We start from the raw sequence: 24,224 nt of genomic DNA on the forward strand, positions 1-24,224 counted from the left end.
CCCGGCGCGTGCGATCACCGTACGACCGGGTGCCGCTGCTTTTCACGAGAAGGTCGCGAGCCGCCTCGATCGTGGATCAGTCGAAGAGGGAGAGGTCGATGGATTCCGCGAGGGCGGCATAGCCCGCGTCACTGCCGTGGAGGTTGTCACCCGTGTGCAGGTCGCTGCGGATGCGGGCGGGGTCGGCGGGGTCGCGCCAGACGGCGTCGAAGTCGAGTACGCCGTCGAAGGTGCCGCTCGTGCGGATCCACGCGTTGACCTGCTCGCGCGCCTTGTCACCCTCGGCCGAGTACATTTCCGAGCCGCCGTAGGGGGCGATGGTCGCGGCGTGGACCTTCACGCCGTGTGCGCGGGCCCGCGTCGCCAGCTGGAGGTGGGCCGCGATGACGTCGTCCACGCCGACGGGTGAGCCGGGGAACATCGAGAGGAATCCGGCGGTCTCCTCGGTGCGTGGGGCGAAGGAGAAGACGAGGTCGTTGCCCACGGCGATCACCACGTGGCCGAGGCCGGGCGTGGCGAGGATGTCGCGGTCGAAGCGGGCGAGGGCGGCGGTGCCGATGCCGTCGGTGAGCATGCGGTTGCCGCTGATGCCCTGGTTGACCACACAGAACGCCTGTCCGCCGCGGGCTGCCAGACGCTCGGCGAGCCCGTCCGTCCAGCGTCGGTCGGTACCGGGAGCGGATCCCATGCCGTCGACGCGGGAGTCGCCGATCACGGCGATGGCCCGGGTCGGTGTCTCAGGCTGCACTTCCACGGCCGTGACCAGGGCCTGCGCCGACAAGGGGGCGGCGTCCGCGGGCAGCGACACGAGGGCGGTCGCGTCCCCGGGAATGAGCCAGCCGAGCGTGTGGAAGGTCCCGTGGCAGGTTGCGGTGTCGACTCGGCCAGGCAGGTAGAGGCTGATGGTCAGTCGGGACAGCGCGGCGGTCCGCAGACCGATGGGGTCACTGAGGATCGGCGCACCTGCCGGCACGAGGGCGGTCGACCGGCCGCTGAAGGTCACCTCGTGATCGCTTCCGTGCCGGCTTCCGTCACCGGTGTCCGTGACGGCGACACGGGCGGCACCGATGGTCAGCGGTGCGGTTCCGTACTCGTTGCTGATGCGGATACGGATGCGGTGTCCGCCGCCTGTGATGCGGACGATCTGTCGCAGCGTCGCGTTCTCGAAGGGCTCGATGCAACTGACGGAGTTGTCCGGTGCCTGCGGGGAGGCACCCCAGGTGCGAACCCATGCAACTGCGTGCGGGGCCGAACCTTCAGAGCCGGAGCGGGTGTTGATGACACTGTCCACGGTCGTTGCCCTTCGGCTGTCGGGTATGACGGCGGTGCTCGAGGTGTTGGTGCTCGACGAGTTCGATGTCGGGCGGCCTTGCCTGATGCGGTGGAGGGGCGCCTCGGGCTCTTTTGCGGTCCCGGGCTTCCAGAGCGATGCCCTGGCGCAGGGGAGGTCGATCCGCGGCGGGTGAACGGCACCGCCTCTGGAGCGGGGCCGGGTGGCAGCCGTTCGTTCTAGTTCTGCGGCGCGCCGAACCACTGGGCGGCCGCCTGCTCGAACGTGTCGCGATCCGGGGTGGGCTCGCTCGCCCAGGCCACGACGCCGTCGGGCCGAATCAGCGCGGTGCTCAGCCCGAGGTCGTTGCGCGCCGGGCCGGCCGCGTAGTGAATCCGGCCTTCCCACCCCTTGGCCGCGACCTGCAGTGCCCGGTCGGTGCTGAAGTCGAGCACGACTCCCCGCCCCTGGCGCAGCAGTTCGCCGAGGTGGGTGCCGTCCTCGAAGCGGAAGTCCGGGGCGCTGCAGCCGGTGATGGGATGTTCGCTGCCCAGGTCGTAGCGGTTGAACAGCCCCGACGTCTTTCGGTACACGTGGGTTGTTCCGTCGGTGGTGCGCATCAGGTCGTGGACGAGTCGACGCAGCGCGGGGGCGTTGGGGCCCGGCTTCATGGTCGCGACCTGGGCGCGGGACCAGTCGAGCACGGCGGCGCCGACGGGGTGCCGCTCGGTGGTGTAGGTGTCGAGCAGGCCCTCGGGCGCCCAGCCGCACGCGGTGGCGGCGAGCTTCCAGCCGAGGTTGACGGCGTCGCCGATGCCGAGGTTGAGGCCCTGGCCGCCCAGGGGCGAGTGGATGTGTGCCGCGTCGCCGGCGAGCAGCACCCGGCCCTCGCGATACGTCGTCGTCTGCATCGCGCGGTCGGTGAAACTGGAGGCGAGATGGACCTCGCTCAGCGTCACGTCGGTGCCGCTGATGCGGCGCAGGACCGTCTGGAGGTGTTCGCGGGTCAGCGGCCGGGAGCGGTCGAAGGTGCTGCCGTCGAAGTCCATCATGCCCAGGTGCCCTTCGAGGGGCGTACGCAGATACATGCCGTTCGGCGTCAGGTTGAACCCGAGCGGCAGCTGCTCCGGGTCGGCGAAGGTGACCTTGGCGACGTAGCCGGTGAACAGCGGCTCGGTGCCCACGAATTCGAAGCCGGCGAGCCGGCGTACGGCGCTGCGCCCGCCGTCGCAGCCCACCAGCCAGCGCCCCCGGTACTCCTGGCCGCCTGCCGTGACGAGGACGGATCCGGTGTCCTGAGCCACGGCCGTGACGGGAGCGTTCCGGATGATCTCGACTCCGAGCGCGGTGGCCCGCTCGCACAGTACCGAGCCGGCCGCTTCCAGGCTCGTCATGAACCCCTCCATCGCCGGGCCGGGCAGCCGGGGCGGGAGGGCGGCTGTGTCGATGCCGGCCGCGTCGAGCGTCATGCCCGCGAAATGGCTCAGCTCACGAGGGCCGGGCGCCTCGACCGCTTCCGGATCCGCGCCCACCTTCCGCGGGTCGACTCCCGAAGCCTGCGCCATCGCTTCCAGGAGGCCGCGGCGGTAGAACGTCTCGGCCGACCCGGCGTTCAGACCCCGCAGCCCGAGCGGGAACGCCTTCAGGGGCGAGGTGAGTTCCGGGTCCCGCTCAAGGACCAGGACCGAGCAGCCGGACAGGGCCAGCTCGCCGGCCAGGAGCAGACCGACCGGGCCGCCGCCCGCGATCACGACGTCATGCATGAGAGGTGTCCTTCCGAGAAACGAACGACGGGCTGACCCGGCCGGATCGGCCGGGTCAGCGCAGATGGGTGAGGCCGTCGAGGATGACGGCGATGCCGGTGAGGAACTGCTCGCGGTCGTCGTGCTCTCTCATCTGGCCGACGATGGCGTGCATGAACGGGTAGGACTCCGGGTCGAGCCCCTGCCATGCCGCCGACGCCGCGTCGAAGAACTCGTCGCGATCCTCGGCGGGGTCGATCCCCGAGGTGTCCCCCTCGATGCGGGCGTTCTGGCTGACGGCTCCGAGGATGTAGTGCACGAGCGTCGAGGCCGCGTCGAACCAGGAGGCCCGCGGCACGCCCAGGGCGCCCATCTGCCCGCCGATCCGCTCGAAGATCCCCACCGTCACCGGGCCGACCGGATTCCGGATGATCTGCAGGGTCAGCCGCGTGGCGAGCCACCGGTGTGCGGCGATCGCGTCGAACAGGGCCAGCGCGACGACACGGATCTCGTCCCCGGGCGTGGCCGCGGCCCCGGCGGGCCGGGTCGCCAGCGCCGCGCCGATCACGGTTTCCGTCGCGGTGTCGAGCAGTTCGTCACGGTTGCCCACGTGGTAGTAGATCGCCCCGGAACCGGTGGACAGTCGTTCGGTCAGCGCTCGGATGGTCAGCGCGCTCTCGCCGCCCGCATCGAGCATTCCGACCGCAGTGCCGATGATCTGCTCCCGGGAGAGCACCTGATTGCGCCGCTGTGGTCGGCGCGCTCGCGTCGTCATACCTCGATGGTGCCATCTTTGGTGCGGCGATCCAAATTGGTGCACCGTACCAAAGTTGCATGGGTCCCACTTTGGAACAGTGCTCACTGTCGTCCAACTGCCTTCCTGTAGGCCGGACTTGAACCCGTGGAGGGCATCTGGTCCCTGCTGCGGCACGGATGAACGGCCAACGCCCCATTCACCGACCCCGACCACCTCGTCCGAACCCTCCGACGAGGCCTCGCCCACATCCAGCACCGTCCCGAACCCATCGACGGCTGCCTCACCGAGACCGGACCGACCCTCACCCCAGATCCCCGAAGCCAATCCGAAAGGTCAGTAGTGCCGGCCGACTCCACTCGCGGGCCCGTGCAGATGCTGCGCCGCCGCGGACCGCCGCCCGCCGGTGCCGCCTGCGCAGGCAGCACCAGGACCCCGATGGCGGGGAGATCGCGAATCTCGCAGTCCGTCCTTTCGGGCAGCCGGGGTGCGGCGGAAGGCTGCGCGCGGCGACAAGCCTTCGGCCGACGCCCGCGCCGGTTCGGGTGACCGGCAGACCGGTCCGGCCGGCAGGGGCCGACGCCGTCCTACAGAAGGTCCACTTCGGCGTCGACGTATCCGAACTCGAGAGCCATACGTACCAGCGCCTGCCGCATCAGGCTCCGGCGCTCCCTGCGGCCCATGGCGGGCGGAGCGGTGACCGTGACCGCCATGCACGACCGGCCGCCGTCGTAGCCGACGCCGAGCGGTGCCAGGTCGACGAGCGTGCCCAGGGCGGGCAGGACGCCGTTGTCGGCGGGCCGTTCGCAGGTCATCCGCAGCTCGGTGGTGGGCGGGGCCGCCCACCGGAGTCGGGCCGGATCACCGACGAGGCCGGGCAGCAGTTCGGCGGCCGTCTCCCACGCGTCCAGCAGGACGGTCTGAACCTCGTCGAAGTCGAGCCGTGTGTTCGGGCCGGTGCCAAGCGTGCGCGCCCACGCTGCCGGGTCCTCGACCAGGATCTCCGCGCAGGTGACCACGGTGGAGTTCATCGTGGTGGGCAGGGCGAGCATGGCGGCAGCCCTCAGGGCCGGGCCGCCGTCGGGCGCGGGGATCGTGCACGTGTAGGCGGCGGAGCGAGCCGAGTTGCCGGACGATGCCCGCTCCCAGACAGCAGTACGCGGGTCGGCGCCCCGCCGCCTGGACAGCATGGTCACCGCGCCGGCCAACACACCGTAGGGAAGCTGCCGTTCGAGCTGGACGCGCTGCGGCTTGGTGATCTCCAGCGTGCCCGATCCGGCCCAGGGCAGGTTCACCACGGCACGCAGGCGCAGTGCTGGCTGGCGGCCGGCTGTCCAGTTCTCGGCCGACCGGCTCTGGTGGAGACCGAAGCGGGGGAGCGGGTCCCACCGCCACACGCGGTCCGGGCATGTCAGGCGGCCCGCGCCCCACGTGCCACCGCTCAGGTCCACGCTCTGGGCGTCGACCCCGATCACCCACGGCCCGGCCGCGCCTTCGGGCGGGACGGGACAGCCCACGGCCGTGAGCGGTTCCTGGCCCGGGGCGAGCCGGCCGGCGTCGATGATCGCCTGCCACACGGGCGCGGCGACGGCCACCGGCGGCCGGCCGACCGCCAGACACAGCACCCAGCCGGGCTCGTCGCCGCGCGCGTGGTGGAAGTCCTGCAGGACAGCCGGCCCATGAGCCCGGACCGGTCCGGCCGGCTGCCCCAGCCCGGCCCCGGCGAAGTCCTTGTGCGCCTCGCGCATCTCCCGTTCGTGTTCCGGGAGCCCCTGGCCGACCCGCAGTTCACTGCCGCCCGGCCCGGCTTCGGACACCGCTTCGCGTACGAGTGCGGCAAGGGCCTGGGCGGTGGGCATCCCGGAAGCGCGGATCCCGGCCGAGAGCAGCGACTGGATCTCGGTGCGCGGCAGCCAGTGCGTCCCGTCGCCGTCCCGCACCGGCACGGCGACCGTGTCCGTGCGCTGAGCACCCGGTTTGCCCGTCGGCGCCGCGACGAGGAAGAGGGTGCCGAGGGCCTGCGCGGGGACGTGGATGAACACCACACGCCCGTCACCGTCCCCGTCGCCGGACCAGCCGATGCGCACCCCGCGCGGGGACGGGGTGATCCGGGCGCGGAGCAGCTTGCGCACCTGGTCGAAATTCACCGCCTCCGGGCCGACGCCCACGATGCGGTCGAGGACCTCCTCGTCGTTGTCCATGCGGGTGGCGATGCCGATGACGATGACACCACCGCCCCCGTTGGACAGCGCCGCGACGTCCTTGGCGAGCTCCTCGGCCGCCCGGGGATCCTCGGCAAGCCGGTACGGGGCGGCCTTCGCATCGAGCCACTGCGTCTCACGCAGCCCCAGCAGGGAACCCGGCTCATGGCAGTCCAGCACGGCCAGCGCGCTCATCAGATCCGTCGGCACCCCGGCAGTATCCACCGCCCTCCAGCCTTCCGCCGTCGCGTTTGACAGACTCATGAGCAGTGATGCACCGCACCGCGGTACGAACCCGGAAGACGACAGGACGTGCCGCGGAGCCGGGACTCGTAACGTGCAGTACCGGGAGCAGCGACCCCAACCCGCCGAGCGGCTCCGTCACCCGGCGTGAGCCGGACACCGACCTGCTCCACCGCTTCGGGAGCCGGGCCCGGAAGAGCGAGGCCGCGGACTCCGCCCGCCACTTCACCGGGGTCACACCGGTCCACCTCGACGCCGGCGAATACGACGTCGAGCTCACCACTACGACATCGAGCTCACCACTACGTACACCGCTGGAGCCGACGGGTCCCGCGTGCACCGCCCGGCCCGTGACTTCGCGCGCTGGTGGGACGGCGGCGACGGTGACGAAACGGCCCGGAATCTCGTCGTCGCCGACACCGACGGGCAGTACCTTGCCGCCCGCGACCTGCACTCCCCGGAGGAATCGTCGTGACCGACGCAGTCGAGCGGACCTCAGCGGCACGATGGTGCCGAGCGCCTGAAGGACGCCGCTGAAGCGAGGCCCGGACAGCAACTGCATCCCGCTCCATGAACGGAACGAGGAGAGCGCTGCGGCTTTGGGAGATCCCAACAGGCTTTTGCGTCAGACGCGTTGACACTTCCCGTAGCGCGCTCCACGATGACCGGGCGGTCATATGACCGCCCGGTCACACTCGGGAGCGCCCATGACCACACCACCCTGGCAACGGCTTTCACCGACCCGGCGACCTTTTGGCCGCCGCCCCGGATGAGTTCGGCACGCACGGCTCCTCCCCGGGCAGCCTCCTCGCCGTAGTCCGTGAGGCCTGAGCCGCCGAGGACCTACTTATCCAGCACTTCTTCGGCAAGCTCGACCTGCTTCACCCACATGGTCCCGCCCATGCCCCGCACCGTCCTACGGCCACAGCCACGGCTCCCGGAGCCCTGCGTCTGTCGCCCCTTGGAGAGGATGCGCGATGACTCCCTGCCTCACAGCACCCCCGGCAGTTCCCCGGCCGCCGGACGCTCACGTGCAAAACGGCGCCGACGCTGGGCGGCGAACTCGAAACGAGCCGTGTCGGCAACAGGGCTGAACCGAGGCTCGCGCGGCCCCGTTGGACTGTGTCCGAGCGCAGCCCGTCGAGCCCACTCGCGCACCGGCCCCCTGATCGGCCTGACCCGCCGGTACTTCCGCCTGCGCTTCGGCGACTGATCGCAGGCGCCTGCCCAGGCGCCCCACGCCGCGTCATCCGGGGTGCCGTCACCGTCCCGTCCCACGTAACCCCTGCCCTGCTCCGTCCACATCCGGCTTCGCCTGGCAGGACGCCCCTGTTGCCGACGGCAACCGGGGCGGTCTTCCCCTCGGCGCGGCACCCGACGGCACGACCGGTACGACAGAGCCACCGGATCCCGGGCGCCGTCGAAGGTTTCCGCTTCCTTGCACACAACCGCACCCAGAATGAGGAGATCGCATGGTACGCCAATTCTCACGGTTGGTGATCGCTCTGCTGCTCAGTGCGGCAGCAGCCTTCGCCGTCGCGCCGACAGCGGGCGCGCTTCCTGCCGTGAGCCCTGCAGCGGTCGTAGACCCTTCCGCCACCGGATCCTTCCCCGTGGCCTACTCCGATGTGACCGTCTCGGCCTCCGGCCGCTCGTACAGCGCACGCGTCTGGTACCCGGGAACCACAGCCGGGGCCAACGCGGCCGTCGCACCGGGCGCCCATCCCGGACTCGCCTTCGGACACGGATTCTTCCAAGGAATCACCCAGTACGAAAGCCTGCTCAAGCACTACGCGTCCTGGGGCTTCATCACGGTCACCCCCACATCGCAAGGCGGCCTCTTCCCCGACCACTCCGCCTTCGCCGACGACCTCAACGCCGCTCTCACATGGCTGACCAGCCAGAACACCACCAACAGCTCCCGCTTCGCGGGCGCCGTCGACACGGATCGTCTCGGGGTTTCCGGTCACTCCATGGGCGGCGGCGCAGCGCTGCTCGCCGCCAGCCGCAACCCGGCCATCAAAAGCGTGTCCACGCTGGCGGCGGCGGAGACCAACCCGTCGGCCGTCACCGCTTCGGGAAAGCTGACGGTGCCGGCCCAGTACGTCGGAGGCAGCGCCGACACGATCGCAGGCGTCGCCGGCAACCAGCAGAAGATGTACGACGCCAAGCCCGCCCCCGCCCAACTGCGCGTCATCACAGGCGGTTTCCACTGCGGATTCGAGGACAGCTCCGGATTCGGGTGCGACAGCGGAGCCATCACTCGCGCGGCACAGCAGAAGCTGACCCGGGGCATCACCACCTCCTACCTGCTCTACACCCTCGGAGGCGAATCCTCGATGTACGACCAGGTATGGGGCTCCGAAGCCCAGAACCAGGCGGGGGTCGTGTACACCGCCAAGCCCTGACCTGTCCCGGTTCCCTCTTCCGGCCCTCGCTCTGGATGCCGGGCCGTAGCTGTGGTGGCCCACCCGCCTTCCGGTTGCCCGGCAGGTCGCCGGCCGTCCGGACAAGCGTCGCAAGGTCCGCGAGATGGCGCTCGCCTCGCGCAGGCCTGGTCTCTCACGGATCAGCGCTTTGATCGCCTGAGCCTTCTGGCCGGTCGGCTCAGGCGGTCATGGCCGGCGCACGGATGCCAAGCCCGCGACCTCGAACCACCTCTGGGCTTGTCGTTCAACGTCGGCTCGGGCTGGTGGGCTGGGCCGGGCTGGGCTGGTGCGCTGGGCTGGGTTGGCGAGCCTGACATGCTTCGTGGCATGGAGTCTCGCTTGCACCAAGCGGAGAGCTTGCCGCGTCTGAAGGACGTATGCCCCAGTCTCGTCAGGGACGTCGTTGCGCTGCTGCGGGAGGCGCCTCACGAGGGTCCGATCGCTGACCTGCCTTTCCACGGTGTCCGCCGCGGCTATGTGCTGACTGCTCCGGAGGACTGGCCCACTCCGTCGGTCCTGCCGCTGGAGCAAGGGGCGAAGTGCTGTTCCTCCTGGGCCTTGATCCTTCTCGCTTGATGGTCACGTGGGTGGATGCCCTCGACGGCCGCGCACTGCCTCCACAAGCTCGGATGGATGTTCTCGCCGCTGTCGTCCACCGTGACGATGGGACGTGGCACCGAGAATTGCCTGTCGATCTCGATCCGGATCTCGGTGTCGCCCGTGGCCGTCCAGCGGATGTCCTGCCTGTCGGAGAACTCGTCCAGGGCCGTTGACCAGTCGTCGATGACTTCCGGTGACAAGCACAGCCCAAGGCGCCCATTGGCGAAGGCGCTCGTGATGACGAGCTCGGCATCAAGGTGGTCGTTGTACGGCGTGTCCCCGATCCTGTTCCGCCCCAGAATGCGTACCCGGACGCTGCTGTCCGGGTCGATCAGGCAGATCAGGTCCACTCCCTTGCCCTTATCCACGCGCCCTCCCGAAACCCCCGACGTTTCCGATCATCATGCACGAGTCACGAACTGGTCCCGGTCGGCATTTCATCAGGAGTTCTTACGCCTCGATCGTCATACGCCCGATCGCACGATCCGAGCGGCTTCGTCGCCGGGCTGGCAAATGAACAAAACGCCTTTTTGGATTGCAGGGCCGCCGGCACACCGAAGTGGCGGCCCGGCACGCCGCCCTCCCACTCCGAAGACACAGATCTCCCAGACGATCTGCTGATCGAAGGCAGAGAGATACGCCCAAAGTCGGGCGCGGATCAGGCTCTGCCTCCTCGGCGTCAGGGTGTTCACCCGGCCCCGGACCGCCCAACAGGGATACGAGGGGGTCTCCACGTACGGCCCCAGTGCCCTGCTCGGACAGGACGGCAGAGGCTGGCGGTCCCGCACCCCTTCGCGCACCGCGCGGGACCGCTCTGCCATCTCTGATTCCGGAGCCTTCAGAGTGAAGAACTGGGGGCACCTCTCAATCTGACCTGCCTATTGACCGAGGATGAATATCGAATCGGCACCCAAGAAAGGAACGGAGCAATGGCAAGCGGGAATTATCCGACGGACGCCCAAAAGGACGTGTACGAGGAGAACGCTGTCGCCCTCGGCAAGGCCGAGGAGCAACTTCGGATGGCTCAACAGGAGGCCCGTGCGAGGCTGAAGGCGGTGGGCATCGGTGATGGCCCCGACGATGACGACGGAACCTCGTGCTTGAGGTGCGGATGTCCGGCGTATGTGCCGACACCGCATCACCCCGCCGCCCCTTGTCCGAGAGAATTCTGTGGGCACTCCTGGGCCAGCCATCATTGGTGACAGGGCACATCCGGTGAACCCCGGGTCTGTCCCGCTTCGCTACCAGGTCCTTTCATGCTGGGCTTCGGAGCAGCTGCCGACGCCCGGCCGTCCGACACAACCTGGCCCGTACCTGGGCGAGTTGCGGGACGCCGAGCAGCGGGCCCGGGGTCATGAAGTCCGTGACCAGGCCGGTCGGCACGCGGGTGGGCGCTTGTCCGTGGTAGCCGTACCCCCGAAGGTCGAGCGCCGAATTTGGTCCACGCATCACACGGAGTTCTCGCGGATCAGTTCAATCCGTACCGACGGCCGTCCGGCAGCCTCAGCTTCAGGATCGATGCGTCGTGCCGCGTTGGCCTGTTCGCGGACACCATGATTCATGACAAGCTGTGCTTCCCATTGCCCGAACCCGGAGGTCACCATGACTGCAGAGCCCTCACAGCAAGAAGGTTCGGAGCCGACCGACATCGAGGAGCCGGCGCCGGCACCCGACGACGTGCAGGATGACTTGAAGCGCAAGTTCCGGGACGCCCTGGCGCGCAAGCGGGGCATGCAGGCGGACGCGGCCGCCCTCGCTGCGAACGCCGATACGTCGAAGATCCGTGGGGCGCACGGCCCGGCTGCGAGTCAGCGGTCGTTTCGGCGCAAGAGCGGCGGCTGAGTCCGAACGGCCGCCGGAGGGGACTCTCGGGGTGCGGTCCGGCAGCTGTGCCGGGCCGCCAAGCTCCGTCCTGGGTCGCCCACTCATGACCCACCGGATGAGGCTTTGCCTCACAGGTTCGGCACAGGCCGTCGTCAGGAATCGCTACGGCACCGGCAGGCGGCCCGCATCGAAGCTCCTGATCACCCGGTGCAGCTGCTCGGTGGTGGCCGTCCGGCACTGGGCCGGCACGGCCAGCGCCAGCCGGTCTCCGCTGCCCGTGTCCCACGCCGATCATCACGGTCCGGTCCGGTTCGCTTTCCGTCCGGTGCGGCGCCGTTTTGCCTGGCGCCGCACGTCCCGGTCCCAGCAGCAGTCGGCCCGACCGGAGCCCCGGCCACGAAGGTCCGACCACGGTCACGAAGCGACGACCCCTCCGTGGACCAGGCCCAAATCCCCTACGACAGCGCGGTCGACAACCGTCCGGACCTTCTGCCGGGCCTGTCCGCGAACCCGCAGCTCAGTACGCTGGTCCGGCCGCGCCCCGAGCCGTGGCAGCTGGCTCGCGCCGGTGGTGCAGCGCGGGCGGTGGGCAGCGCTTCGACAGCGTTCGGGACCGTCTCCGCCTGGTGAGATGTTCATGAGTTTCAACAGCTCTGGGCTCCGTCATGGCAGTGCTGTCGAATTGCGGATCCGCGCTGTCGATCACGAGCTCAATCGGATGGTGTGACCGGGGACCACACGCCGAACCACTGCTCGGCGCCCCACTTCTCAAACCGTTGTACCTCGGTGAACCCCAGCTTCGCCGCGAGGCGCATGGAGCGGTCGTTGGCGGTCTGGGTGTAGAGCACCACGGGCTCGCCGGGAAGCGAGTCGGTGAACCAGTCGAGCGCCGCCGCGCACGCTTCGGCTGCATACCCGCGTCCCCACGCCTGCGGCAGGAACAGGTAGCCGAGATCGACCTCCCTGGCATCCGGACGGGCCTGACTCCGATGCTCCGTGTCGCGCCGGTTGAACTCGATGGTGCCGATCATCGTTCCGTCGAGATCGACCACGAAAAAACCGGGGCGCCGCCCGGGCACCTCAGGCAACGCGCGCTCCAGCTCCTCACGCGATTGAGGGCCACCGATGTAGGTGCCCACCTCCGGCGAGGCGCTCAGCTCGATGAACGCCGCACGGTCCCGGGCCTCGGACGCGCGGAGCACGAGCCGCTTGGTCCTGATCGGGGCAGGTGGCCAGGCCATGGATCCGAGCTCAGTCATGCCCGCCAACCTAACCAGCAGGCTCGAAAGCGATCAAGACGCACCGACCGATCGAGCCACCCGCCCTGGCCTCGCCCTCATCAACGGGGTTGGGCCTTGCAAGCCACGCCTGCCAGGGACGGGATGCCTCTCGCTCTCATGAACATCGACTTCGGCAGCGGCGGCCGCCTCCCGAAGTGCCGTACATCTGCTGTCGGGGTTCGGGGTTCGGGGTTCGGCTCAACTCTTGTGGAACAGCAGCGCTGCGTGCTGCCGACATCCCGGCCTTGGGCGAAGGCCCGATCTCCTGGTGGGTGGTCCCGTGTGCGGCCAGCTACCTTGGTGAAGTGCGTGGGTGGAGGGTGAAGCTTCCGCTACGTTCTTCGGACCGAACCGCCGCGTGGACAGCGCTCGCTTGATGGTGCTGTGGTCCTTGGCTGGCGGGCGAGTGCAGGATGCCGCCGACCCGGGTTCCACCCGGTGCGAGGCCATCTGCTCGGCCTCCTGCGGCCCGAGGCGGTGGTCGGTAGTGCGTGCCGGGTCAGCGCTGCGTGCGGCGGTCATGTCTCCGTGCCCGGCGTTCTCCTCTGCGTACCGGCGGGATGTATGGCGCATGACGGATCACCCCGGATCAAGCGGACGTGACACGCACTCGACGTACCTCGTTGTAGACGGTTGAACGCCTCCTGGCGCTGCTGGTCACTGCGGCTGAGCTGCTCCAGGACGAGCTTCCCGAGCTGTCGAGCGCCTGCTGGCCGGTGGCGCGCCCTTGATCGCCACCGCTCTGGGCATCGCCGTCACCGTCACCTCCATCGCCACCGTCCTCGGGGTCATCGCCGCGCTGCGGCCCGCCCTCGGCCGCTGGATCGAACGCGCCGCCGACCTCGTCATCCTCCTCCCGGCCGTCCTCGGCATCATGCTCGTCGCGCTCGCTTGGCCCGGCGGAGGCCGCCTCGCCATCGGCGCCGCCGCCACCGTCCTCGGCATCCCCTACGCCGTGCGCATCGTCGCTGCCGCGGCCGCGCCGATCGCCGCCACCGGCTACGTCGAAGCAGCAGCCGCGGGCGGGAAACACCTGTGGCACCTCGCCGTGCGCGAAGTGCTGCCCAACCTCCGCGCCACACTCCTCGCCCTGTTCGGACTGCGCTTCGTCGAAGGCGTCTACGTCGTCTCCGTCGCCGCCTTCCTCCAGCTCGGCCCCCAGCCTCCCGAGGCCGACTGGGCCCTGATGATCCGTGAGAACGCCGCCGGCATCACCCTCAACCCGTGGGCCGTGGCCGCGCCGTGCCTGGCCATCGGACTGCTCGCCGTCAGCGTCAACCTCGCCGCCGAAGCCCTCGCCCCTGCCCGGCCCACCCCGGAGACACCCCTGTGAGCACCCCCTCTCCCGTCGCCACGGTCACCGGCCTGTCCGTCACGCTGGGCACCTCACGCCTCCTAGACCATGCCACCCTGGCGCTCACCCCCGGCCGCGTCCAGGCCGTCACCGGCCCCTCCGGCGCCGGGAAGACCACGTTGCTGTCGGCGCTCATCGGCGCACTCCCGCCCGGCGCCCACATAGCCTCGGGCAGCGTCACCGTGCTCGGCGAGAACATCCTCACCCTCCCGGCCGACCGGCTCCGCCGCCTGCGCCGCCACCGTCTCGCCTTCGTCGGCCAGGACCCCGGCTCGGGACTCAACCCGCGGATGCGCGCCGGGCGCATCATCACCGAGACCGCCACCCGGGCCACCCCCGCGACCGTCGCCGAACTGCTGCGCCTCGTCCGCCTCCCGACCGACGAGCACCTCGAACGCCGCCGCACCACAGGCCTCTCCGGAGGCCAGCAGCGCCGCGTCGCCATCGCCCGCGCCCTCGCACGCCGCCCCGACGTCCTCCTGCTCGACGAACCCACCGCCGGGCTCGATCCCGCCCTGCGCGACGAGATCGCCGACCTCCTGCGCGACCTCGCCACCCGAGACCAGATCGCCATCGGCCTCACCAGTCACGACCCCGACTTCGTCGCCCGCTGCGCCGACGACACCCTCGCCCTGAGTCCGGTCGTGCCCCTTGCCGTCCCGCCTCCACACCGGCCCGATCCCGGTCCCGTCTCGCGCCCGGCCCGCGAGAGGGGAGAGGTGATGACCGTCCGCGGCCTCGGCGCCCACCACGGCACCGCTCCCTCGCGCCGCCCGGTCCTGAGCGACCTCGACCTCGACCTGAACCCCGGCACCCTCACCGCCGTCGTCGGCCCCTCAGGCTGCGGCAAGACCACATTGGTCCGCGCCCTCGCCGGCCTCCACCCACCCACCCGCGGCGCCGTCACCCTCGGCGACACACGACTCGCCGGCCCGTACCGTCGGCGTACCTGGGACCAGCGGCGCCGCATCCAGCTCGTGCCGCAGAACCCGCTCGGCGCCCTCAACCCCGCCCACACCGTCGGCGCCACCCTCACCCGGCCGCTGAAGCTCCACTTCAACTTGCCCGCCGACGCGTGCGACGAGCGCGTCACCGAACTCCTCACAGCCGTCGGACTGCCACCCGAACACGCCGACCGCCGCCCTCACGAACTGTCCGGCGGACAACGCCAGCGCGTTTCCATCGCCCGCGCACTGGCCGCCGAACCCGACCTGCTGCTGTGCGACGAGGTGACCTCCGCCCTCGACTCCGGCACCGCGGCCGGCATCATGGGGCTTCTCTCCGGCCTGCGCATCCAGCGGGGGCTTGCGGTCGTCCTCGTCACCCACGACCAGCACCTGATCGCCGGCCACACGGACGACATCCTCGACCTCACGGCGTTCGGCCAACCCGCGCCCACCGCCGGGCGAAAGGAGGGGTTGACGCTCGGTTGAACCCCGCTCATTCGCGCTCCTCACCCGGTTACGCCGACGGCGGCGCCCTGAGGAGCCCCGCCCGATGCCGCCGCGTGCGGTCGACCAAAGGTCAGCTTCCGCGTACGGCGATGGCCGCGTACTCCACGTACTCGTGCAGCCCGTAGGCCAGCGCGACCGCGGCCAGCGCCGGGAAAGCCACCGTCACCGCCAGCCCCAGGGCACCGATCCGGCGGGCGCCACCCTTCGGCGCCACCGGTTCCGGCAGGAGCAGCGCCTCGACCCGCTGCGGCACGGGGCCGCTCGTCACCGACAGCATCGGGTACCCGCCGCCGGTGTTCCGGTTCTGCGAACCGGCCAGAGCCGCCCGGGCAATGGCAGCCGCCGCGACCCTTCGGTCGCCGACGGTGGCGGCCGCCACTTCGTCCGCCCACCGCTCGAGGTGGAAACCCAGCAATCCCCGAAGGCTCCGCAGCGCGGGGTGGACCGTCGCGGACAGATCGACCACGGCAAAGAGCAAGTGGTGGCGGCCGGACAGATGGGCGCGCTCGTGGGCCAGCAGCACCGCACGCTCTCGCGGCTTCAGGGCTCTCAGCATGCCGACGGTCACCACGATCCGGCTGCTGCGGCCCCGGTATCCAGGAAGGGCGAAAGCGTCCACATCGTCCCCGGGGACGACCAAGAGGTCCCCGTGACCCGTCCCCTCGGCAGCCGCCCGCCAGGCGCGTTCGAGCACGACCCGGTGCTCGAACCCGCGCCGGAACAGCAGAACCGCCTGAACGGCCATGACCAGGGCGGCCGTGCAGGCGGCCGGAACCGCCACCGGCCACACCTCCAGCACCCGGTGGAGCGGTACCTGTTCAAGTGACGCAAGGAACGGCACATGGAGCAGGCCGGCCAACGCCGCGATCGTGCCGCCAGCCATGAGGAGCGTCGCGGCAGTCAGAGCCCAGCACGCGTCCCGGGGCGGCAGCACGGTGGCCAGACGGCGGGCCGCTGCCACTGCCGCCCAAGGAAACGCCAGTGCCAGCGCGACCAGGACCAGTGCAAACGTCACTCGGTCTCGTCCTCGGCCTCAAGAAGCAGGCTCCGCAGGATCTCCTCGTCGCCCGCGGACAAGGAGGTCACGAACCGCCTCAGCACCAGGTCCCGGCGCGGCTCGCTTTCCAGCTCACGATGCATGCGTCCGGCGACGAGCCCGGCGGCGTCCTGCACAGGCTCGTAGGCGAAGCCCCGGCCCGACGGGGTCCGGCGCAGCGTTCCCTTCTCGTGGAGGCGGGTCAGGATGGTGGCCGTCGTCGTCCTGGCCAGCCCCTTGCCGAGCGCCGCGTTGACCTGCTGAGCGGTCATCGGTCTGCCGGCCTCCCACAGCACCGCGAGCACGTCCGCGACGAGCTCTCCGTGCGGACGTCTTTCGTCTCGCCCCTTGCCTGGCATCCCTCTCCCGCTCTCCGGCAGCCACGCTTACAGCGACCGCCCCCCACCGCACCAGCCGCTGCGTCGACGCAGGCAGGCGACGTAAGCCCTCCTTAGGCATACCTAATCTACCGCCCGCGAAGAACGGGCACGGGCCCTACCGGACTAGAGGGCCGGTTCCTCCTGGCTGTCCTGGCCGACGGGCAGGAGGAGCATGAACGTGGTCGGGTCGCTGTGCGTCACGGAGAGCCGCCCCCCGAAGGAGACGGTCAGGTCACGGGCGAGGGCCAGGCCGATGCCTGTTCCGGAGCCGCCGCCGGAGTGTCCGCGGTCGAACACCCGCGCCGGATCCCCGTCGATGTTTCCTTCGTCGGCCACGTCGAAGGCGAGGGCACTTCCCAGATCACGGGTGTGGATCCGCACGGTGCCGCGCCCGTGAACTCTGGCATTGTCGAGGAGGATGCCGAGTACCTCGGACACGGGCCCGCTGGGGATGCGGACATCCGCGGGCACGTCATCGGTCGAGCTCACCAGGCGTCGGCCCTCCCGGGCGAAGAGGCCGTGCCACCGTTCGACCGTCTCCTGAACGAGCTGCTGCGCCGGCACACGGGTCGCGGCCGAGGGGGCCCAGCCGTGGGAGCGGGACAGACGCAGAAGCTCTTCGACTGTCTGATGCAGGCGCTGGGTCGTGGCCAGTGCCTCGGACACGACCGGCCGAAGACGTGTTTCGTCGTCCTGGTCGAGCCCCGCCTCCAGGGCGAGTTGCAGCCCTGTGAGCGGGGTGCGTAGCTGATGGGAAGCGTTGCCTGTGAAATCACGCTCGTGGCGCAGGAGTTCGGACAGGTTGTCGAGCATCTCGTTGTGGGTGCGCGCGACCTGATCGATCTCGGCGATGCTGCTCGAGTCGGCTCGTCGGGACAGATCGCCCTCCGCGACGGCCCGACAGTGGCGTGAGAGACCTTCCAGCGGTGCGGCCAGTGCACGTGCCTGGCGACGGGCGACGAGTACCGCGACGCAGACCGCCACGAGCGCCACGCCCAGCAGCACGGCCCACGCCACGAGGACACGGCGCTGCACGGCGCCGGCCGGCGAGGACGCCCGGACGACGCCGATCACCTGCTCGGCATGAGAGACCGGCACGGTGACGACGATCTGCCCGTCCGTCCCACGCCGGACCAGCTCTCCGCCCAGTGCACGACGGACCGAAGGGTCACCGGTCGCCGGACCGCTGCCCGCCCGTAGCCGTGCCTGCGGGTCGTACAGGCCCAGACGTCCGCCGCGCGGGGGAGAGGGCAGCTCCACGGGGTCGCCGGTGGCGTAATCGGGGCTCACGTGCACCGCACCTGCCAGTGCCGCCCGCTCCAGAGCGTCGCGCTGCGCCGTGTACAGCGATGACCGGATGACCAATGCCAGGGGAGTGGCAAGGAGAACCACGGCGACCAGTGCGGCGGTAAGGGCTACGCGCACCACTCGCTGTCTCATGACTTCATGATGCGGGCCCGCCCCTGGCCCGACGCGACGCGGCGCGGCTTTTGCCTTCGTCTAACCCTTGCCGGTCGGAACGTTAACCCGCCGGTCCCTAGCGTCGCTCTCATGGCCGGCCGACACGGCACTCATGAGAGGGGCAGCAACCATGGGACGACACACACGGGCGGTCGCGGCTGTTGGAGTGACGATCGCCGTCGCGGCGATCGCCGGCTGCTCCGGCTCCGGCGCGCACGGCCCGGCACCGACGAAAACCACGGCGAACAGCGCCGGGCAGGCTCAGGCCGCCGCCCCCACGGAGTCCAATCCGCCCGGTGACATCCCCGACAACCAGGCCTACGTCGCCTACCGGCCGACCAGCGGTTCTTTCAGCGGTTTCACCGTGAAGGTCCCCGAAGGCTGGGCGCGCACGGTCCAGGGCGACACCACGACGTTCACGGACAAACTGAACACCATCACCATCACGTCCGTGCCGGCCTCCGCCGCTCCGACGACCGGTTCGGTCAGTGCCACGGTCGTCCCGAAACTACGTGCACAGACACCGAAGTTCGCCGCCCCGAAAGTCTCCGAGGTGACCCGGCACGCGGGACACGTCGTTCTGCTGACCTATCGGGGCGACTCGGCCAAGGACCCGGTCACCGGCAAAGTGGTGCGCGACGCGTTCGAACGCTACGCCTACTACCGGTCCGGCCACGGAGTGAACCTGACACTGTCCGGCCCGGTGAACGCCGACAACGTCGACCCGTGGCGCATCGTCAGCGACTCCGTCACATGGCGGTGAGAACAGTGCCCAGAACCTCGCGCGACCGTACCCGCCCACGTTCCCTGGACGACGCTGTCCTCACCGCCCGCGAGCTGTACCGTTTCTACCGCGCCGGCGAGGAGGAGACACTCGCACTGCGCGGGGTGTCACTGGCGGTGCGGCGCGGTGAGACGGTCGCCGTCGTAGGACCCTCGGGGGCGGGCAAGTCCACCCTGCTGGCCTGTCTGGCAGGGCTCGACGAACCCTCCGGAGGCGAAGTCCGCGTCGACGGCGTCCGCATCAGCCACCGGCCCGAGACGGAACGGGCCCGACTCCGGGCCCGCCACATCGGCGTTCTGCTGCAGACCCGCAACCTGCTGCCGCATCTGAGCGTGCGTGACAACATCCGGCTGCCGCAGCAGGCCAGTGGCCGCAAGCCGACCGTCACGGCCGACGACCTCCTGGCGCAGGCGGGGATCACCGAGCGATCCCACGCCCTGCCCCGACACCTGTCCGGCGGAGAACTCGCGCGGGCCGGACTGGCAGTCGCCCTGGCGAACTCTCCCGCCGTCCTCCTGGCGGACGAACCCACGGGCGAACTCGACGGTGAGACCGAACAACTAGTCCTCACCATGCTGCGGCAGCGGGCGGCGGAAGGCTGTGCGGTGCTGATCGTGACACACAGCGCGGAAGCTGTCCGGGTCGCCGACCGGGTCATCGCCCTGGATGACGGCAAGGCCACCGACAGGCCGTCCTCCGCACCCCCTGCCGTCCCGGAGGGAGCTGACGATGCCGCCCGATGACGCACTCGTGACCTGCACCGACGCGGCCCTCACCTTCGGCCGGGACGCGCAGGCGGTGGTGGCGGTGCACGGAGCGAACCTGACGATCCGTCCCGGCGAACGGCTCGCGATCGTCGGATCGTCCGGCTCGGGCAAGAGCTCCCTGCTCCATCTGATCGCCGGACTCGAACGAGCCACCACCGGAACCGTCACCCGGGCCACAGGCCTCGAGCCGGGCGACATCGGGCTGGTCTTCCAGAACGACAGCCTCATTCCCGCGCTGAACGTGGCCGAGAACGCCGCCCTCCCGCTGGTACTCGCCGACCACCCCGAGGACGAGGCACAGGAGGCCGCTCTCACGGCGCTGGCACAGGTCGGCGTCCGGCACCTGGCCGACCGGCTGCCCGAAGAGATCTCCGGAGGCCAGGCCCAACGCGTGGCCGTCGCCCGCGTACTGTCCCAGGCCCCCCGCCTGATCCTCGCCGACGAACCCACCGGCCGCCTCGACCACGCCAGCGGAGCTCGCGTCCTGGACGCCCTGCTGGCCGCCGCGGACCTCACACAGGCCGCACTCGTCGTCACGACCCACGACCCCTCCGTCGCCGCCCGGCTCGCACGGCGCCGCACCATGCGCGACGGACGACTGCTCGCACCCGAGGAGACGCCATGATCACCGCATGGGCGAAAGGACTGACCCGTCACCGGACCGGACGGCTCCTGGCCGCCCTGGCCGGCGTCGCCCTGGCCGTCGCCCTGATCGCGGCACTCGGCTCCTTCCTCACCGCGTCGCAGGCCACCATGACCCAGCGCGCCCTGCGTTCGGTGGCCGTCGACTGGCAGGTCCAGGTCCAGCCCGGCGCCGACCCGAACACCGTCCTGTCCCTGGTCCGCAGGACCCCCGGCACACAGACCGCACTCCCGGTCGGCTCCACACACACCACCGGCTTCAGCGCCCAGGCGCACGGAAGCACCCAGACCACAGGGCCCGGAATCGCACTCGGCCTGCCCGACGGCTACCGGAACCGGTTCCCCGACGAGATCCGCACCCTCGCCGGTTCCCCGACCGGCGTCCTGCTGGCCCAGCAGACCGCGTCCAACCTTCACGCGGCCCCGGGAGACACCATCACCATCGGGCTCCCCGGCATCGGCCGCCGCCAGGTCACCGTGAACGGAGTGGTCGACCTGCCCCAGGCCGACTCCCTCTTCCAGACCGTCGGCGCACCCAGCCAGTCCCAGCCCACCGCGCCACCGGACAACGTCGTCCTCCTGCCCGCCGCGCAGTTCGCCGCACTCACCCACGGCGTCACCGCGACCACGACACAGATCCACGTCGCCCGCGACCACACCCACCTGCCCACCGACCCCGCGGCCGCCTTCACCACCGTCACGGGCGCCGCCCACAACCTGGAGGCCCACTCCGCGGGCACCGCACTCGTCGGCGACAACGTCGGCGCCGCCCTGGACTCCGCCCGCCAGGACGCCCTGTACGCGCAGGTCCTCTTCCTCTTCCTCGGCGTCCCCGGTGCCGTCCTCGCCGCCGCCCTGACCGCCGCGGTCGCCTCGGCCGGCGGTGACCGCCGCCGCCAGGAACAGGGACTGCTGCGCCTGCGCGGACTGCGCCCCGGGCAGATCACCGTGCTCGCGGCCCTGGAAGCCGCCCTGATCGGCCTGCTCGGCGGCCTCGTCGGACTGGGCACAGCCGCCCTGACCGGACACCTCGCCTTCGGCGCCGCGTCCTTCGGCGCGGGTGCCGGCACCTGGGCGATCTGGTACGGAGTGGCCTTCGCCCTCGGGATCGCGGTGGCCGCCGGAGCCGTCCTCATACCCGCCCTGCGTGATCTGCGCACCGTCACCGTGACCGACACCCGCAAGGAGAACAGCTCCCGGCGCGCGCCCTGGTGGATGCGCTGCGGCCTGGACTTCGTCCTGCTGATCGGTTCGTGGCTGGTCTTCCACGCCTCCTCCGGCAACCAGTACGCACTCGTCCTCGCGCCTGAGGGCGTACCCACCATCTCCGTGTCGTACTGGGCCTTCCTCGGCCCCGTACTGCTGTGGATCGGCACCGCCCTGCTCGTGTGGCGCCTCACCCTGCTGGCCCTCGACCACGGCCGCCCCGCACTGACCCGGCTCGCCCGCCCACTGACCGGGAACCTGGCCGGCACCACCGCGGCCACCCTCTCGCGCCGAAGCCGCCCGCTCGCACGATCGGTGGTCCTGCTCGCCCTCGCCATCTCCTTCGCCGTGTCCACCGCGGTCTTCAACGACACCTACCGGCAACAGGCCGAGGTCGATGCCAGGCTGACCAACGGCGCCGACGTCACCGTCACCGAACCTCCGGGCGCTCACACACCACCGGGCGCGGCGAGCACCCTGCACGTCGGCGGCGCACGGTACGTCGAGCCGCTCCAGCACCGGTTCGCCTACGTCGGCTCCGACCTTCAAGACCTCTACGGCGTCCGCCCCGACACCGTCACCCGGGCCACCTCTCTGCAGGACGCCTACTTCGCCGGCGGGACCGCGAAACAGCTCATGCACAGCCTTGCCCGACGCCCGGACAATCTCCTCGTCAGCGAGGAGACCGTGCACGACTTCCAGCTCCGGCCCGGCGACACGGTCAACCTCCGCATCCAGGACACCCGGACCAAAACCCTGCGCACCGTCCCCTTCCACTACGCCGGAGTGGTCAAAGAATTCCCCACCGCCCCCAAGGACAGCTTCTTCGTCGCCAACGCCTCCTACATCACCAAAACCACCGGCAGCGACGCAGTGGGTGCCTTCCTCATCGACACGGGCGGCAGCCGACAGCAACAGATCGCCGCTCACCTGCGCAAGCAGTTGGGCAGCAGCGCCACCGTCACCGACCTGACCCAGACCCGCGGCACGGTCGGCACCAGCCTGACCTCCGTCGACCTGGCCGGCCTCACCCGCATCGAGCTCGTCTTCGCGGTACTGCTGGCCGCCGGAGCCGGAGGACTGGTCCTCGCCCTCGGACTCGCCGAGCGGCGCCGCACCTTCGCCATCGCCACCGTCCTCGGCGCGACGAAACGGCAACTGCGCGGCATGGTCCTCACCGAGGCACTCCTGCTGGCCGCGACCGGCCTGGCCGCAGGCACCCTCATCGGCTGGGCCCTGTCACAGATGCTCGTCAAGGTCCTCACCGGGGTCTTCGACCCCCCGCCGACCACTCTGGCCGTCCCGGGCGCCTACCTCGCCCTCACCGGGATCGCCGCCGTGACCGCCGTACTGGCCGCGGCCCTCAACGGCATCCGCACCTCCCAGCGCCCCGCCGTGGAGGAGCTGCGCGACATGTGAACCACACCGACAAACCACGACGACCGAAGAGATCACCAAGGGACCTACGCTGTCGACCATGGGAACGTCCACGGCACCGGACCGAAACCGTCTGCGCGTACTCGTCGTCGAGGACGACGAGACCATCGGCCACCACCTCAGGACCGGCCTGCGCGGCAACGGCTACACCGCGGCCTGGATCCGCACCGGGGTCGCGGCGCTCACCGAAGCAGGCACCTCCTCCTACGACGCCGTCCTGCTCGACCTCGGGCTGCCCGACATCGACGGACTGGACGTCGCACGAGACCTGCGCACCCGCTTCCCGGACCTGCTGATCGTCATCCTCACCGCACGCACCGACGACATCGACATCATCGCAGGCCTGGAGGCCGGCGCCGACGACTACCTGGTCAAGCCCTTCTCCTTGACCGTGTTGCTCGCCCGTCTGCGCGCCCATCTGCGCCGACGAGCAGTCACGCCCGCCGAGGAGGCACCGGTACGGCTGCACGACCTCGTCATCGACGCGAAAGCCCGCCGGTGCACCCTCCACGGCGAGGAGATCAAACTGCGCCCCAAGGAGTTCGAACTGCTGGCCACGCTCGCCCGACACCCGGGAGAAGCTGTCGCACGTGAAACCCTGATGGCCGAGGTGTGGGACGAGAACTGGTTCGGTCCTACCAAGACGCTGGACGTCACGATGGCCGGCCTGCGTCGTCGGCTTGCCCAGGCGGCCGACGCGGCGAGGCGCCCGTGCCGACTGCCTCGCATCGTCACGCTGAGAGGACACGGCTACAGGCTGGAAATCTGACGATCCGCTTCCCCGGTCGACGGAACACGAAAGCCTCGGCCGAATCGCGCGCACTGAGGGTCCGCTGGAACTCGCCGTGCAGACCTGTCTTCTTGGCGATCTGCGACAGGCTCATCGTCCTGGTCTCGATCGGCCGCACGACATCACAGTTCCGACCAGGCGCGACTCCGTGGCCCCTGCCGATCGGCGCCCCGCCACACACGACCGTGCAGCAGGCTCTGATCGACATTCCTCAACGCATCAGAAGTCGTTCTCTTTCGGAACCTCGTGTGCGGATTCCGCTGGTCAGATAGGGGACGGCGACTGCCACGGAAGTCTTGGGCCGTTGCCGGCCGAGATGGTGTGGGGTGGCGGGTGCCGTCGATGCGAGCGGTACTGGAAGTGCGGCGGAAGACCGCCGTGGTGCGGGCGGAGGAGCTCGAGGCTGAACTGGAGCGGGTGCGGGCGGACTTGGAACCCGAGACGGTGACGGTCTGCTCGTCCAGGGCGGCGAAGACGTCCTCGACCCGTCGTTCGGCCATCCTCGGGGCTTTCGGCCGTAACCGTGTGATCAGGCGGCGTCGGCCGGCGCGTTCTGGCGGGGCCTGCGGT

At 70.3% G+C, this 24,224-nt stretch carries 20 protein-coding genes; 11 read left to right on the forward strand and 9 right to left on the reverse strand.

Features of this window, described 5'->3' with window-relative positions; genetic code table 11:
- Positions 1–76 precede the first annotated feature (76 nt).
- The 4 genes from ACH4S8_RS35115 to ACH4S8_RS35130 all read right to left on the reverse strand — a co-directional run bounded on the left by ACH4S8_RS35115 (position 77) and on the right by ACH4S8_RS35130 (position 6,177).
- Positions 77–1,291 (reverse strand): SGNH/GDSL hydrolase family protein, encoded by a 1,215-nt coding sequence (locus tag ACH4S8_RS35115; protein WP_398401450.1) that lies wholly within the window; start codon positions 1,289–1,291, stop codon positions 77–79.
- A gap of 218 nt (positions 1,292–1,509) precedes the next feature.
- A complete protein-coding gene (locus ACH4S8_RS35120) occupies positions 1,510–3,033 on the reverse strand; it encodes an FAD-dependent monooxygenase (RefSeq protein ID WP_398401452.1) in 1,524 nt (507 codons plus the stop codon).
- A gap of 55 nt (positions 3,034–3,088) precedes the next feature.
- On the reverse strand, positions 3,089–3,787 hold the full coding sequence (locus ACH4S8_RS35125; RefSeq protein WP_398401454.1) for a TetR/AcrR family transcriptional regulator: 699 nt from the start codon (positions 3,785–3,787) through the stop codon (positions 3,089–3,091).
- A 566-nt stretch (positions 3,788–4,353) separates the two neighbouring features.
- On the reverse strand, positions 4,354–6,177 hold the full coding sequence (locus tag ACH4S8_RS35130) for an RNA-binding domain-containing protein (protein WP_398401456.1): 1,824 nt from the start codon (positions 6,175–6,177) through the stop codon (positions 4,354–4,356).
- Positions 6,178–6,544: 367 nt separating this feature from the next.
- Here ACH4S8_RS35130 and ACH4S8_RS35135 point away from each other — a divergent pair, with 367 nt between their 5' ends.
- Entirely contained in the window at positions 6,545–6,685 is a 141-nt protein-coding gene (locus ACH4S8_RS35135; protein ID WP_398401458.1) for a hypothetical protein, read from the forward strand.
- Positions 6,686–7,682: 997 nt separating this feature from the next.
- Positions 7,683–8,618: an alpha/beta hydrolase family protein gene (locus ACH4S8_RS35140; protein ID WP_398401460.1), complete on the forward strand. Its 936-nt coding sequence runs from the start codon at positions 7,683–7,685 to the stop codon at positions 8,616–8,618.
- Between the two features lie 494 nt (positions 8,619–9,112).
- Here the strand turns inward: ACH4S8_RS35140 and ACH4S8_RS35145 are convergent, their stop codons facing one another.
- Positions 9,113–9,607 (reverse strand): DUF5959 family protein, encoded by a 495-nt coding sequence (locus ACH4S8_RS35145; RefSeq protein WP_398401462.1) that lies wholly within the window; start codon positions 9,605–9,607, stop codon positions 9,113–9,115.
- A gap of 1,234 nt (positions 9,608–10,841) precedes the next feature.
- On the opposite strand from ACH4S8_RS35145, the gene ACH4S8_RS35150 reads away from it, so the two are divergent.
- Positions 10,842–11,081, forward strand: a complete 240-nt coding sequence (locus tag ACH4S8_RS35150) for a DUF5302 domain-containing protein (protein ID WP_398401464.1) — start codon at positions 10,842–10,844, stop codon at positions 11,079–11,081.
- A 417-nt stretch (positions 11,082–11,498) separates the two neighbouring features.
- A complete protein-coding gene (locus tag ACH4S8_RS35155) occupies positions 11,499–11,693 on the forward strand; it encodes a hypothetical protein (protein ID WP_398401466.1) in 195 nt (64 codons plus the stop codon).
- Between the two features lie 80 nt (positions 11,694–11,773).
- On the opposite strand, the gene ACH4S8_RS35160 is transcribed toward ACH4S8_RS35155, so the two are convergent.
- Positions 11,774–12,322 (reverse strand): GNAT family N-acetyltransferase, encoded by a 549-nt coding sequence (locus ACH4S8_RS35160; protein WP_398401468.1) that lies wholly within the window; start codon positions 12,320–12,322, stop codon positions 11,774–11,776.
- Between the two features lie 748 nt (positions 12,323–13,070).
- On the opposite strand from ACH4S8_RS35160, the gene ACH4S8_RS35165 reads away from it, so the two are divergent.
- On the forward strand, positions 13,071–13,676 hold the full coding sequence (locus ACH4S8_RS35165; RefSeq protein WP_398401470.1) for an ABC transporter permease subunit: 606 nt from the start codon (positions 13,071–13,073) through the stop codon (positions 13,674–13,676).
- Positions 13,673–15,130: an ABC transporter ATP-binding protein gene (locus ACH4S8_RS35170; RefSeq protein WP_398401472.1), complete on the forward strand. Its 1,458-nt coding sequence runs from the start codon at positions 13,673–13,675 to the stop codon at positions 15,128–15,130. Before ACH4S8_RS35165 ends, ACH4S8_RS35170 begins: the two co-directional genes overlap by 4 nt.
- Positions 15,131–15,221: 91 nt before the next feature.
- Here ACH4S8_RS35170 and ACH4S8_RS35175 read toward each other — a convergent pair whose 3' ends face one another.
- The 3 genes from ACH4S8_RS35175 to ACH4S8_RS35185 form a co-directional block, all read right to left on the reverse strand.
- Positions 15,222–16,166, reverse strand: coding sequence for a M56 family metallopeptidase (locus ACH4S8_RS35175; RefSeq protein ID WP_398401474.1), 945 nt, complete (start codon positions 16,164–16,166; stop codon positions 15,222–15,224).
- Complete coding sequence (locus ACH4S8_RS35180) at positions 16,163–16,546, reverse strand: BlaI/MecI/CopY family transcriptional regulator (RefSeq protein ID WP_398401476.1); 384 nt, start codon at positions 16,544–16,546, stop codon at positions 16,163–16,165. The genes ACH4S8_RS35175 and ACH4S8_RS35180 overlap by 4 nt, the downstream gene beginning before the upstream one ends.
- A 144-nt stretch (positions 16,547–16,690) precedes the next feature.
- The gene (locus ACH4S8_RS35185) at positions 16,691–18,007 is read right to left on the reverse strand and encodes a histidine kinase dimerization/phospho-acceptor domain-containing protein (RefSeq protein WP_398401478.1); all 1,317 of its coding nucleotides are present in this window, start codon (positions 18,005–18,007) and stop codon (positions 16,691–16,693) included.
- A gap of 151 nt (positions 18,008–18,158) precedes the next feature.
- Between ACH4S8_RS35185 and ACH4S8_RS35190 the strand changes: the two genes are divergently transcribed.
- The 5 genes from ACH4S8_RS35190 to ACH4S8_RS35210 are packed head-to-tail and all read left to right on the forward strand — an operon-like array spanning position 18,159 to position 23,633.
- Complete coding sequence (locus ACH4S8_RS35190; protein ID WP_398401481.1) at positions 18,159–18,791, forward strand: hypothetical protein; 633 nt, start codon at positions 18,159–18,161, stop codon at positions 18,789–18,791.
- 5 nt (positions 18,792–18,796) lie between these two features.
- A complete protein-coding gene (locus ACH4S8_RS35195) occupies positions 18,797–19,555 on the forward strand; it encodes an ABC transporter ATP-binding protein (RefSeq protein ID WP_398401484.1) in 759 nt (252 codons plus the stop codon).
- A complete protein-coding gene (locus tag ACH4S8_RS35200) occupies positions 19,542–20,204 on the forward strand; it encodes an ABC transporter ATP-binding protein (RefSeq protein ID WP_398401486.1) in 663 nt (220 codons plus the stop codon). Before ACH4S8_RS35195 ends, ACH4S8_RS35200 begins: the two co-directional genes overlap by 14 nt.
- Positions 20,201–22,846, forward strand: a complete 2,646-nt coding sequence (locus ACH4S8_RS35205; RefSeq protein WP_398401488.1) for an FtsX-like permease family protein — start codon at positions 20,201–20,203, stop codon at positions 22,844–22,846. Before ACH4S8_RS35200 ends, ACH4S8_RS35205 begins: the two co-directional genes overlap by 4 nt.
- 58 nt (positions 22,847–22,904) lie before the next feature.
- Positions 22,905–23,633 (forward strand): response regulator transcription factor, encoded by a 729-nt coding sequence (locus tag ACH4S8_RS35210; protein WP_398401490.1) that lies wholly within the window; start codon positions 22,905–22,907, stop codon positions 23,631–23,633.
- Positions 23,634–24,224 lie beyond the last annotated feature (591 nt).

This window comes from Streptomyces sp. NPDC021080, from assembly GCF_044333225.1.
In the GTDB taxonomy this organism is placed as follows: Bacteria; Actinomycetota; Actinomycetes; order Streptomycetales; family Streptomycetaceae; genus Streptomyces.